Raw genomic sequence first — 12,877 nt, 5'->3', positions numbered from 1 at the left:
GCGGGCCGGTCACCGTGGTGGTGGCCGGCCCGTCGCGTTGGAGCCTCTGGTTACGCCTCGATCATCTTGCGGAGGACGTACTGGAGGATGCCGCCGTGGCGGTAGTAGTCCGCCTCGCCGGGGGTGTCGATGCGGACGACGGCGTCGAACTCGGTGCCGGTGTCGGTGGTGACCTTGACGGTGCGGGGGGTGGTGCCGTCGTTGAGCTGTTCGACGCCGGTGACCGTGAAGGTCTCGGTGCCGGTGAGGCCCAGGGACTCGGCGTTCTGGCCCTGCGGGTACTGCAGCGGCAGGACGCCCATGCCGATGAGGTTGGAGCGGTGGATGCGCTCGTAGCTCTCGGCGATGACGGTGCGGACGCCCAGCAGGGCGGTGCCCTTCGCGGCCCAGTCGCGGGACGAGCCCGAGCCGTACTCCTTGCCGGCCAGGATGACCAGCGGGGTGCCGGACTCGGCGTACGCGACGGAGGCGTCGTAGATGGTCGTCTGCTCACCGGTGAGGTGGTTGACGGTGACGCCGCCCTCGGTGCCGGGGGCGAGCTGGTTGCGCAGGCGGATGTTCGCGAACGTGCCGCGGATCATCACCTCGTGGTTGCCGCGCCGGGAGCCGTACGAGTTGAAGTCCTTGCGGTCCACGCCGTGCGCGGCGAGGTACTTGCCCGCGGGGGAGTCGGCCTTGATCGAGCCGGCGGGGGAGATGTGGTCGGTGGTGACCGAGTCGCCGAGCTTCGCCAGGACCCGGGCGCCGCTGATGTCGGAGACCGGGGCCGGCGAGGTGGCCATGCCCTCGAAGTACGGGGGCTTCCGCACGTACGTCGACTCGGCGTCCCACTCGAACGTGGAGCCGGTCGGCGTGGGCAGCGACTGCCACTGCTCGTCGCCGGCGAACACGTCGGCGTAGCGGGAGTTGTACAGGTCGCTGCCGATCGCCGCGGCGATGGTGTCCTCGACCTCCTTCGGCGTGGGCCAGATGTCGCGGAGGTACACGGGCTGGCCGTCGGAGCCGGTGCCGAGCGGCTCGCTGGTGAGGTCCAGGTCCATGGTGCCGGCGAGGGCGTACGCGACGACGAGCGGCGGAGACGCGAGGTAGTTCATCTTCACGTCGGGGTTGATGCGGCCCTCGAAGTTACGGTTGCCGGACAGCACCGACACGACGCTGAGGTCGTGCTCGTTGACGGCGGCGCTCACCGCCTCGGGCAGCGGGCCGGAGTTGCCGATGCAGGTCGTGCAGCCGTACCCGACGAGGTTGAAGCCGAGCTTGTCGAGGTACGCGGTGAGCCCCGCCCGCTCGTAGTAGTCGGTGACGACCTTCGAGCCGGGCGCCAGGGTGGTCTTCACCCACGGCTTGACGGTGAGGCCCCGCTCGACGGCGTTGCGGGCCAGGAGGCCGGCGCCGATCATGACCTGCGGGTTGGACGTGTTGGTGCAGGAGGTGATCGCGGCGATGACGACGGCGCCGTGGTCGAGCTCGAAGTCGCCGACCTTCACCGGCTTCGACTGGCGCCCGTTGGCGCCGCGGGCGGCCGAGACGAGGTCGTGCGGCTTGTCGCCGTTGGTCTGCAGGTGGTTGGCGGGCGGGTCGCTGGCCGGGAAGGACTCGGCGCTCGCCTCGTCGGCCGGGCCCTCGATGCCACCGTCGGCGACGTAGTCACCCAGTACACCTCGGAACAACGGCTTGGCGCTCTTCAGCGGCACCCGGTCCTGGGGCCGCTTCGGGCCCGCGAGGGAGGGCTCGATGGTGGACAGGTCCAGCTCGAGCCGCTCGGAGTAGTCCGGCTCGGCGGCCGGGTCGTGCCAGAGGCCCTGCTCCTTGGCGTACGCCTCGACGAGCGCGACCTGGGCCTCGTCGCGGCCGGTGAGGCGCAGGTACTTGATCGTCTCGTCGTCGATCGGGAAGATCGCGACGGTCGAGCCGTACTCGGGGCTCATGTTGCCGATCGTGGCGCGGTTGGCGAGCGGGACGGCGCTGACGCCGGGGCCGTAGAACTCGACGAACTTGCCGACGACGCCGTGCTTGCGCAGCTTCTCGGTGATGACGAGCACCAGGTCAGTGGCGGTGCAGCCCTCGGGGAGCTCGCCGCTGAGCTTGAAGCCGACGACCCGCGGGATCAGCATCGACACGGGCTGGCCGAGCATCGCGGCCTCCGCCTCGATGCCGCCGACGCCCCAGCCGACGACGCCCAGGCCGTTGACCATCGTGGTGTGCGAGTCGGTGCCGACGACCGTGTCCGGGTAGGCCTGGCCCTTGCGGGGCATGACGACCGGCGCCAGGTACTCGATGTTGACCTGGTGCACGATGCCGGTGCCCGGGGGCACGACCTTGAACTCGTTGAACGCGGTCTGGCCCCAGCGCAGGAACTGGTAGCGCTCCTTGTTGCGGCCGTACTCCAGCTCGACGTTGCGCTCGAAGGCGTCCGGCCGGCCGAACAGGTCGGCGATGACCGAGTGGTCGATGACCAGCTCGGCGGGGGCGAGCGGGTTCACGCGGGTCGGGTCGCCGCCGAGCTCGACGACGGCCTCGCGCATGGTGGCCAGGTCGACGACGCACGGGACGCCGGTGAAGTCCTGCATCAGTACCCGGGCGGGGGTGAACTGGATCTCCACGCTGGGCTCCGCGGTGGCGTCCCAGCCACCGAGCGCACGGATGTGCTCGGCGGTGATGTTGGCGCCGTCCTCGGTGCGCAGCAGGTTCTCAAGGAGGATCTTCAGGCTGTAGGGCAGGCGCTCGGCGCCCTCGACCTTGTCGACCTTGAAGATCTCGTAGCTGGCGTCACCGACGCTCAGCTGGCTCTTGGCTCCGAACGTGTCGAGGCTCGCCACGGCGTTGCTCCCTCAAGTCATCAGGCGGGTGTCTCACGGCAAGTCTTCCGCAAGTGGGACGCCCGGTCGTCGTCAACCGTCGTCAACCGTCGTCCAGCAAGAAAACCGTACGTCCGTCTTGTTATACCCGCAAGCGTGTACCAAGCTGTGAAACATGATTCACCACGCCCAACTCGCCTGCCCGGCGGGCTCCGAGGCGGTGTCGATCGCCTTCTACAGTGACCTGCTCGGCCTCGCCGTGGTGCCGAAACCGCCGGCGCTCGCCGACAGGGGTGGCTGCTGGTTCCGCGGGCATGGCATCGAGCTGCACCTCGGGGTGGAGACGCCGTTCACGCCGGCGCGCAAGGCTCACCCAGGGCTGCTCTGGCCCGACCTGCCGGCGCTCGCCGCGCGGCTGTCCGCGGCCGGCCACCAGGTGACGTGGAGCGACGAGCTGCCCGGGTACCGGCGGTTCCACACCTTCGACCCGCACGGGAACCGGTTGGAGTTCTTGCAGCCGCTTGTCGCTTTTTAGACCTTTCCGATTTGTCGGATTTTTCCGATCTCTTTTTAGAGATCGACGGCCCACCCGCCGGCATCCTGCTGGAAGCCGGCCTGGCGCAGCAGGTCGTGGCCGTTCGGGGGGAACTCCGCGGCGAGCCGCTCCGCCTCACCCGCGCGGAGCGCGTCGACGAGCCCCTGCAGGACCTGCACCGCGAGGTCGTGCCGCCCCGGCGGCGCGGCGAGACGGATCAGCTTGACCGTGGCCCCGTCGGGGCGGACCGCGGCGAGCGCGGCGGCGGGCTGCTCGTCGTCGGAGACCGGATCGACCAGCTCCCACCACTGCACCCCGGACGTGGCCGGCGTGCCCCAGTGGGCGGTGATGCGCCGAGTCACGGCGAGGCGGTGTGCCGGCACGCGCCGGACAAGGAGTAGGGGATCCACCCGACCACTGTGTGGGATCGGTCTTGCAGGACCCTTGCCGTCGCTTGCCACGTGGCGAGGGCGTTCTTGTGTACCGCCCGCGTGCTTTGCCGGCGCGCGGGCGGTGCCACCTTGCGTCAGAACCCGAACTCGGCCACCAGCACGGCCCGGGCGATCGTGTGCGCGACCACGTTGAACCCGACGACGTTCGCCGCCGCGTCGGCGCCGATCTCCAGGGCGTCCACGTCCAGGGCGTGCACCGCGAAGAAGTACCGGTGCGGCGCGTCCTTCGGCGGCGGTGCCGCACCGCCGAAGTCCCGGGTGCCGTAGTCGTTGCGGGCGTGGATCGCCTCGTCCGGCAGGCCGTCCTTGTCACCCGTGCCGGCACCCGTCGGCAGCTCGGTCGCGTCCGCCGGCAGGTTGTACACGATCCAGTGCCAGAACCCGCCGCCCGTCGGCGCGTCCGGGTCGTAGCAGGTCAACGCGAAGCTCTTCGTCCCGGCCGGGAACCCCGACCAGCTCAGGTGGGGCGAGGTGTTGCCGCGCTCGTAGACCTGCGCGTCGGGCAGCGTGCCGCCCTCGGTCAGGTCCTCACTGGTCAACGCGAACGCCGGCACCGCGGGCAGGAAGTCGTACGGCGACGGGGGGCGGGGTCGGTCGGTCATGCGCACTCTCCTAGTGCTGGGATGGCTCCTAACCAGATCCTCTTACCCAACGACCAGGCGGCTCAAGTGACGCCGGTCAGCCTCGCGTACTCCGCCTCGGTCCCGATCGCCGCCCGCCGGTCCGGATGCTCCACGTAGTGCTCGACCACCGATCCGAGGAACACCGGCTCGACCGCCAGCAGCTCCAGCGGCACCAGCAACCAGCCAGGCTCATGCCGCCCCGGCCGCCGGATGCTGAGCGCCAGCTTCGGGCTGCGCACGGTGAGCGGCAGTGGTCGCTGCGGCACCTGTACGAGGTCGTCCCAGCGGACCCGCCGGCTGCCACCCGCGCGGATCGTGAGGCCGTCGGGGCTGAAGACGATCCGCGGCCCCCGCAGCAACGGCACCGCGGCCAGCCCGATGAGCAGCACGGCGACCGCGTTCAACGTGACCCGCAACTCGACCGGTGCGCTCGGGTCGCTCTCCAGGAACAACGTGCCGAGCAGCGCCCACGCCATCGTCGCCCGCCCCGACCAGACCGGGGACCCCGGCACGACGAACGCGTCCCCGCGCACCCGCAACGCCGCGGGCGGCGGCTGCATCACCGGCCGCAGCACGATCCCGAACCCCACGAACGCCCCGCTGAGCAGCACGACCGGCGCCAGCAGCAACGTCACCGCCAGCCACGTCGGCGTCCGCGCCTCGGTCACCCCGAACTCGTACCCGACCCGCAGCCCCACCAGCACCAACGCGACAACCCCAGCCGCGATCCTGCTCCCACGCACATAGCGGCCGAGCTGCTCCGACGTCACACCGGCCAGTGTACGAACAACCGCATCGGCCGACATGAGTAACATTGGGCAACGCAGCCATCGCGCTGCGAAACCACGATTTGGTGGCATGAAGTAGCGTGCTGTACAGCGGAACGCCCGGCGCCACTCACCCGTTTCCATCGACCACCGCCTTGCCCCAGCCACCCCCGCCGCCACCCCGACCCAGCGCAGCCGCCCGCACCCGCGCGCGTAACCCTGGCGCCGCCACGCGCGTCGCCCTGAACCGACAACCCGAACCGCGCCCCGGCGACGCGCTCGGGCCAGTCGCCGATCTTGCTGCTGGTGAGGCAGCCCCCGCCGGCAGCATCCGGCCACGTCATCGAGATCTCCGACCACGCTTCCCTGAACGATCGCCCGCCGCCCGTCGCCCTCGCCCGCCGCCCGTCGCCCGCGCCCGTCGCCCGCCGCCCGTCGCCCGCGCCCGTCGCGCGCCGCTCGTCGCGCTCGCCGCGCCTGGTGATCGTGCCGTGTTCGCGGGTCAAGGGGCTGGCGGGGGTATTGGGGTGTGGGCCGGACGGGTGGCGAGTGCGGACTGGGCCGGCGGCGTCCGCGTGTCGGACCGGGCTGACGGTGAGCGTGGGCTGGGCGTAGCCGGCGCCGGGCGCGGGTCGAGGCGGATTGGGCTGGATCGGGCTGGGTCGGACGGGTGGCGGCCGTGGGTCGGGCGGGTGACGAGGGCGGGTGCCGTCAGCTGCGGGTGGGCCAGGCCGGGCCGATGGTGGCGTGGGCCGGGTCGGCCGGGCTGGCGGTGAGCGTGGGTCGAGCCGAATGGTGGCGCGGGCGGGCGGGCTGGGCTGGGGGCGAGTGCGGGTCGGGTCGGCGGTGAGCGTGGGCGCGGCCGGGGCGATGGGTGGCGTGGGTCGGGCGGCGGCGGGTGCGGGTCGGTTCGGCGGCGGGTCGCGCTGGGCTGGGTCGGGGCGATGGGTGGCGTGGGTCGGGCGGGTGCGGGTCGGGTCGGTGGCGGGTCGCGCTGGGCTGGGTCGGGGAGATGGGTGGCGTGGGTCGGGCGGGTGCGGGTCGGGTCGGTGGCGGGTCGCGCTGGGCTGGGTCGGGCCGGATCGGGCTGAATCGGGGCGGCGGGGAACGTGGGCGGGACGGTGGCGGGCGCAGGTTGGGCGGGTGGCGGGCTTGGGAAGCCGCCTGCGTGCGAGGCGGGGCGCCCGGCGTGAGCTGTCGAAGGGCGGCGACGGTCGTGTCCAGCGTGCGATGCGGGCCGCCCGGCGTGAGCTGTCGAAGGGCGGCGATGGTCGTGTCCAGCGCCCGCTGTCGTGGACGGCGAAACCCGTGGCGCCGGGCATCCCCGCGTCGTCATCACGGACAGGACCGGCCATCGCCATGCGTGCGGACACCGTCCTACGGCCGGCAAGCCCGCGGAACGCCGTACTGCGGGCTGCCAGGCCGCGGAACGGCGAGCGCCGCGCGGAACGGCAAGCGGCCCGCGGAACGGCGGCGGGCGGGAGCGCCGACGCGGTGGGTTACAGGGGCAGGGTGGGGAAGCGGGCCTGCAGGGCGGCCACGGTGGGCATCGAGACCGCGCCGCCGCGGGATTCGCAGACCAGGGCGGCGACGTGGACCGCGACCCGGGTGAGGTCCGCCCAGCCGTCAAGGGTGGTGGGGAGGCCCTTGGTGAGGATGCCCCAGGACAAGGCTGCCATGGTGGCGTCGCCCGCGCCGGTGGCGTCGACGGCGGTGACGGTGGGGGCTGGGACGCGGACGGTGGCGCCGGCGTGGGCGACGAGGGCGCCCTCCGCGCCGTTGGTCACCACGACCGCGCCGGCGCCCAGGTCGAGCAGGCGGCCGGCGGCGTGCTCGGGGGACTCGCCCCAGAGGGCGGCGGCGTCGGCGGAGCTGAGCTTGACCAGGTCGGCGGTCGCGGCGAACTCGGCCACCACGTCGGGGTCGACGCCGACGACCGGGCGGACGTTGGGGTCGAAGACGCGGATCGGGCCGGGGGTGGCCCAGGCCGCGCGGGCGGCGGCCAGGACGGGCGGGCTGAGCAGGCACATCGAGCCGCAGTACAGCAGCCCGGCGGCGCTGACGAGGGCGATCGACAGGTCGGCGGGGGACAGGAGGGCGTAGGAGGGCGGGTCGCCGTAGAAGCGGAAGGTCGGTTCGATGCCGCGGAAGGTGGTCACGGCGAGGGTGGTGGCGACGCCGGGGACGGTGGCCACGCCGCGGGTGCCGACGCCGGTGGCGGTGAGGAAGTCGACGATGCGGGTGGCCCAGGGGTCGTCGCCGACGGAGCCCGCGAACTCGCTGGCGGCGCCCAGGCGGGCGATGCCGACGGCGACGTTGAGCGGGGCGCCGCCGATGGCGGGGTGGTAGACGATCTGGCCGTCGCCGGTGGTGGTCTCCAGCAGGTCGACCAGGGCTTCACCGATGACCACCGCATGTCCCGTCATCGCGCCAGTACATCACTTCGGCTGACGTGCCAGCCAGAGTTCGCGGGCGAGGTCGCCGGGGCCGAGCTGGGTGGCGGAGGGGGCGCGGCTGAGGACGGTGGCGCCGTCGGAGTCCTTGGCGACGTACCAGATCTGCTCCGGGTCCAGGACGGGCAGGCCGTCGCTGCCGGGGCCGAACGGGGTGCGTGCGGTGAAGACCAGCTGCGCCCTGGCCGGGTTGAGGTCGCGGTCGCGGAGCAGGCGGAGCGCCTCGGCGGCGAGGTCGGGATGCACGGCGGTGTCCAGGTCGTCGACGAGCAGCACGCCGCCGCGTTCCAGCATCGGCAGCAGGGCGGCGAGCAGGTCGAGCCAGGCGATGGTGCCGTCGGACTCGGCCCAGCCGCCGAGGGGGACCGAGCCGGAGCGGCCGGCGTGGACGAGCCGGAGCAGGTCGCGCTCGACGCCGACGACGCCGAGGTCCGCGTGGCTGACCAGGAGCGTCAGCTGCTCGCTCCACCGGTCGGAGAGGTGGGCCAGGCCGCCGGCGAGCCGGGTGCCGGGGGCGAGGCGGACGGTCCGGATGCCGAACAGCCACGCGGCGATCGGGGCGAGCCACGGATGCTCCACGTCGGCGCCGAGTGACAGCAGCGTGACGGCGGGTGGGCAGGCGGCGGCGAGGTGGTCGAGGCGGGCCTCGGGCAGGCAGCGGATGCCGGTGCGGTCCCGCTCGAACCAGACCCGCCGCCGGTCGCGGTCCGTGGCGTGCAGCCACTCGCCGGCGATCTCGTCGCGCTTGTAGGCGCAGCCGTAGACGTACCGGACGCCGTCGAGCAGGAACTCGATCTCGAACCGGGTCGGCAGCAGGCGGGCGGCCGGGTCGAGCTGGAACGGCTCGAAGCGTTGCGTGGCGTCGTGGACGTCGCTGCCGGACACGGCGAGGGACCGCATCGTGGACAGGGCGCGCAGGATGGTCGACTTGCCGGCGGCGGTCGGGCCGAACACCCCGCACAGCGGCGACACCCGCAGCGCCCCGACGCTGTTGTCCGGGGATCCGGCGGTACGTGGGGAGCCGGCGGAACCCTGAGCGGCGGACGAGCGCGAAGGGCCAGGTGCACCAGAACAGCCGGAGCGCAACGGCACGCCGAAACCGCCGTCGGGGCCCGAGAGCAGTGTCAGCTCTTGGATGTCACGGACCGAGCGGGAGTTCTGGAGCCTGAACTTGAGCAGCATCGTCTACCGACGCTAAGCGCCTGCCAGCACGGCGAACAGTGTGCGGCGTGAAGATCACCAGGGATCTAACCCCAGGCCGTCGGCGACGGAGTGCGACACCGCCGAGGGGATCACGGGTTTGACGGTCTCCGTGACGAACACGGCGTGCCACATGCAGAAGACCAGCACCGTCCAGATCTTGCGGGAGTGGTCGGCCTCCTTCTTGCGGTGCGCCTTCAGCAGGCCGCGCACCACGTCGAGGTCGATGAGGTCGCCGGCGCCCGACGAGTCGAGCAGGCCGTGCGCCCAGTCGTGCATCTCGGTGCGCAGCCACGGCCGGATCGGCACCGGGAAGCCGAGCTTCGCGCGGTTGACGATCGGGTCCGGCACGACCCCGGCCAGGGCCCGGCGCAGCGCCGCCTTCGTCACCGGCGACTGGGTGCGCGAGCGCGGCGGCACCTTCAGGTCGCTCGGCAGCGTCGAGGCGACCTCGAACACGGCCCGGTCCAGGAAGGGCGTGCGCAGCTGCAGCCCGTGCGCCATCGTCATGCGGTCGGCCTTGACCAGGATGTCGCCGCGCAGCCACGTGTACAGGTCGATGTACTGCATCGTGGTGACGTCGTCGAGGGCGCTGGCCTCCTTGAAGACCGGCGCGGTGACGTCGGTGTGCCTGATGTCCGCCGTGTAGTGCCGCAGCAGCGCCGCCTTCTCCTCCTCGGTGAAGACCCGCGCGTTGCCGTAGTAGCGCTCCTCGATCGGCGTGGTGCCGCGCTCCAGGAAGCTCTTGCCCTTCACGCCCTGCGGGATCACCCGCGACACCGCCCGCAGGCCGCGCTGCATGGTGTCGGGCAGGTGGCTGACGCCGGCGAGGGACAGCGGCTCCCGGTAGATCGGGTAGCCGCCGAAGAGCTCGTCGGCGCCGTCGCCGCCGAGGACCACGGTGACGTCCCGGGCGGCGCGCTCCGCGAGCAGGAACAGCGGGACGAGCGCCGGGTCGGCGACCGGGTCGTCGAGGTGCCAGACGATCCGCGGCAGCGCCCGCATCAGGTCCGCCGGGCCGACCTCCAGCGGCACGTTGGGCACCCCGAGCGCGCGGGCGGACTGCGCCGCCACCTCCAGCTCGGAAAACTGCGCCACATCGTAGCCAACCGTATATGTCCGGATCGCCGGATCGACCTCGGCCGCGAGCGCCACCAGGGCCGTCGAGTCGATGCCGCTGGACAGGAAGGCGCCCACCGGCACGTCGGCCCGCAGGTGCGCCTGGACGCTGTCGCGCAGCGCCGAGGTGATCCGCCGGATCAGGCCGTCCTCGTCGCCGGTCGGGGTGGGGCGCAGGTCCAGCTGCCCGTAGCGGCGGTTCGCGAGGGGGCCGCCGGGCGTGTAGACGAACGACTCGCCCGCGCCCAGCCGCCGGATGTCGGGGTGCAGGGTGGACGGCTCCGGCACGTACTGCATCGTCAGGTAGTGCTGCAGGTTGGCCGGGTCGACCAGGCGGCGGCGCTCCTCGGCGACGAAGGGCAGCAGGGCCTTGCGTTCGGACGCCAGGTAGACGCCGTCGTCGGTGGTCAGCTGGTACAGCGGGCGGATGCCATACGGGTCGCGCGCGCCGAAGGCGCGCCTCGCCGAACCGTCCCAGATGACGAACGCGAACATGCCGCGCAGCCGGCTGACCGCGCTCGGCCCCCAGTGGTGGTACGCGGCGAGGATGACCTCGGCCTCCGACTCGGTGGCGAAGTCGGCGCCCCGGTCCTCGACCAGCTCCGCGCGCAGCTCGTCGGCGTTGTGGACGGCGCCGTCGAAGACGATGAGGTACCGCCCGCGGGTCACGCCCATCGGCGGGAACGACATCGGCTGCCGCCCGCCGGTGAGGTCCCGCACGGCGAGCCGGTCGGCCCCGAACACCACGTCGTCGGTGACGACTACGTTGGTGTCGTCAGGTCCGCGGTGGCGCAGCAGCTCCAGCGCGTCGACGACCGCGTCCCGGTGCGCCGCCGCCCGCCCGCGGGCGCTGACGAAGGTGAGCAGCCCAGCCATCCGTCCCTCCGCTCGTTCAGGAGAAAGTCTCGCACGCGGTACCGTCGCAGGAGGAGCACGAATTCGCAGCGATAGGACGGGCGGAGATGGACGAGAACGCGGGTGGCCAGTCGCACGATCCGGATTTCCCGGACCGGTTCATCGAGTTCATGCGCACCGGCTGGCGCGACTCGACCCTTGACGTGTCGCCCCGGCCGGAGGCGCCGGACCACGCCAAGCGCCGGGCCGAGCTGTCCGCGGCCTTCCCCGGTGAGACGATCGTCATCCCGACCGGCGTCGACAAGGTGCGCTCCAACGACACGTACCACCCGTTCCGCCCCGGCACCGACCACGCGTGGCTGACCGGCGAGCACGACCCCGACGCGGTCCTCGTGCTGCACCCCACCCACGGCGGGCACGACGCGATCCTCTACGTGCGCCCCCGCTCGCCCCGCGACACCGACGAGTTCTTCCGCGACCGCAACCACGGCGAGCTGTGGATCGGCCGCCGGCACACCCTCGCGGAGAAGGCGACCGAGCTGCAGCTGCAGACCGCGCACCTCGACACGCTCGCCGCCGCGCTCGACGACGCCGCGCCCGGGCGCACCCGGGTGCTGCGGGGGTTCGACCCCACGGTCGACGGGGCGGTCCGGTCGGCGCACCCGGCCCGTGACGCCGAGCTGGCCACGGTGCTGGCGGAGCTCCGCCTCGTGAAGGACGCCTGGGAGATCGAGCAGCTGCAGGACGCGATCGACGCGACGACCCGCGGCTTCGAGGACGTCGCCCGCATCCTGCCCGCCGACCGCCCGGTCAGCGAGCGCCTCATCGACGGCGTCTTCAACCTGCGCGCCCGCCACGACGGCAACGCCGTCGGCTACGGCTCCATCGTCGGCAACGGCGCCCACGCCGCGATCCTGCACTGGACCCGCAACGACGGCCGGACCCGCCCCGGCGACCTGCTGCTCATGGACATGGGCGTGGAGAACCGCAACCTGTACACCGCCGACGTCACCCGCACCGTCCCGGTCGACGGCACGTTCACCCCGTTGCAGCGCCAGGTCTACGACCTGGTCTTCCGTTCCCAGCAGGCCGGCATCGACGTGATCCGGGCCGGCACCAGGTTCGACGACGTGCACCAGGCCTGCATGCGGGTCCTCGCCGAGGGCCTCGCCGACCTGGGCATCCTGCCGGTCAGCGTCGACGAGGCGATGGACCCGGCGTGCATCTTCTACCGGCGCTGGACGCTGCACGGGTTCGGGCACATGCTCGGCCTGGACGTGCACGACTGCGGCGAGGCCCGCAAGGAGCGCTACCGCGAGGGTGTCCTCGACGCGGGGTACGTGCTGACCGTCGAGCCGGGCCTGTACTTCCAGCCCGACGACGAGCTCGTCCCCGCCGAGCTGCACGGCATCGGCGTCCGCATCGAGGACGACGTCCTGGTCACCCCGACCGGCGCCGTCGTCATGTCGGAGGCCCTGCCCCGCTCCCCGGACGCCGTCGAGTCGTGGCTCGCCGCCCAGCGCGAGGCAGGCCCCCGCCTGCCGGGTTAGTCCAGCCAGAACGTGTCGTGGGCGAGCATGAACTCGTCGCGCTCCAGCGCGGTCAGGCTGGACAGGTGCGGGAGGCCCTCGAAGTAGGCCTCCCGCGGCGCGCCGGGGGAGAAGTGCAGCAGCATGGAGGCGGGTTCGCCGGACTCGTTGCGGAACGCGTGGATGCCGCCCTCGGGCACGTGCACCCAGTCGCCGGGCCGCGTGGTGATCCACTCCTTGCCGTCGTAGATGCGGACCGAGCCCGACAGGATGTAGAACGACTCGGAGATCGAGCGGTGGTAGTGCGGGTCCGGGCCGCTCGGCTGCGGGCCCATCTCCCACCGGTACAGGCCGAACTGCCCGTGCGTCGTCGCGCCGGTGGCCAGGTAGTGCACCGTGTTGCCGTTCGCGTAGGTGAACTCGGGCGGCGTCGCCGCGGGGCGGTAGGTGGCCGACAGCTCGCCGGTTGGCCCGAGGTAGTACGGCGGTGGATAGGACATACGTCCACAATACGGTGCACCCGGTGCGACCTCGACGAAGCCAGGT

General features: G+C 72.5%; 10 protein-coding genes. 2 read left to right on the top strand and 8 right to left on the bottom strand.

The window, feature by feature from the left end:
- Window positions 1–50: 50 nt before the first annotated feature.
- On the bottom strand, window positions 51–2,819 hold the full coding sequence (acnA, locus tag AB0J72_RS36505) for an aconitate hydratase AcnA (protein WP_363407088.1): 2,769 nt from the start codon (window positions 2,817–2,819) through the stop codon (window positions 51–53).
- A gap of 154 nt (window positions 2,820–2,973) precedes the next feature.
- On the opposite strand from acnA, the gene AB0J72_RS36500 reads away from it, so the two are divergent.
- Entirely contained in the window at window positions 2,974–3,333 is a 360-nt protein-coding gene (locus tag AB0J72_RS36500; protein WP_363407085.1) for a VOC family protein, read from the top strand.
- A gap of 35 nt (window positions 3,334–3,368) precedes the next feature.
- On the opposite strand, the gene AB0J72_RS36495 is transcribed toward AB0J72_RS36500, so the two are convergent.
- The 6 genes from AB0J72_RS36495 to asnB form a co-directional block, all read right to left on the bottom strand.
- Window positions 3,369–3,695, bottom strand: coding sequence for a hypothetical protein (locus AB0J72_RS36495; RefSeq protein WP_363407082.1), 327 nt, complete (start codon window positions 3,693–3,695; stop codon window positions 3,369–3,371).
- A gap of 164 nt (window positions 3,696–3,859) precedes the next feature.
- Window positions 3,860–4,387 (bottom strand): YbhB/YbcL family Raf kinase inhibitor-like protein, encoded by a 528-nt coding sequence (locus AB0J72_RS36490; protein ID WP_363407079.1) that lies wholly within the window; start codon window positions 4,385–4,387, stop codon window positions 3,860–3,862.
- Between the two features lie 62 nt (window positions 4,388–4,449).
- The gene (locus tag AB0J72_RS36485; RefSeq protein ID WP_363407076.1) at window positions 4,450–5,178 is read right to left on the bottom strand and encodes a hypothetical protein; all 729 of its coding nucleotides are present in this window, start codon (window positions 5,176–5,178) and stop codon (window positions 4,450–4,452) included.
- Between the two features lie 1,496 nt (window positions 5,179–6,674).
- On the bottom strand, window positions 6,675–7,601 hold the full coding sequence (locus AB0J72_RS36480) for a PfkB family carbohydrate kinase (protein ID WP_363407073.1): 927 nt from the start codon (window positions 7,599–7,601) through the stop codon (window positions 6,675–6,677).
- Window positions 7,602–7,613: 12 nt separating this feature from the next.
- Window positions 7,614–8,810, bottom strand: coding sequence for an ATP-binding protein (locus AB0J72_RS36475; protein WP_363407070.1), 1,197 nt, complete (start codon window positions 8,808–8,810; stop codon window positions 7,614–7,616).
- Window positions 8,811–8,864: 54 nt separating this feature from the next.
- Window positions 8,865–10,823, bottom strand: coding sequence for an asparagine synthase (glutamine-hydrolyzing) (gene asnB / locus AB0J72_RS36470; RefSeq protein ID WP_363407067.1), 1,959 nt, complete (start codon window positions 10,821–10,823; stop codon window positions 8,865–8,867).
- Window positions 10,824–10,909: 86 nt separating this feature from the next.
- On the opposite strand from asnB, the gene AB0J72_RS36465 reads away from it, so the two are divergent.
- A complete protein-coding gene (locus AB0J72_RS36465; RefSeq protein ID WP_363407064.1) occupies window positions 10,910–12,352 on the top strand; it encodes an aminopeptidase P family protein in 1,443 nt (480 codons plus the stop codon).
- Here AB0J72_RS36465 and AB0J72_RS36460 read toward each other — a convergent pair.
- Window positions 12,349–12,831, bottom strand: coding sequence for a cupin domain-containing protein (locus AB0J72_RS36460; RefSeq protein ID WP_363407061.1), 483 nt, complete (start codon window positions 12,829–12,831; stop codon window positions 12,349–12,351). The genes AB0J72_RS36465 and AB0J72_RS36460 overlap by 4 nt on opposite strands.
- Window positions 12,832–12,877: the final 46 nt, after the last annotated feature.

The sequence above is a fragment of the Dactylosporangium sp. NPDC049742 genome (assembly GCF_040674675.1).
GTDB lineage: Bacteria > Actinomycetota > Actinomycetes > Mycobacteriales > Micromonosporaceae > Dactylosporangium > Dactylosporangium maewongense.
This window is presented reverse-complemented; position numbering and strand designations above follow the sequence as displayed.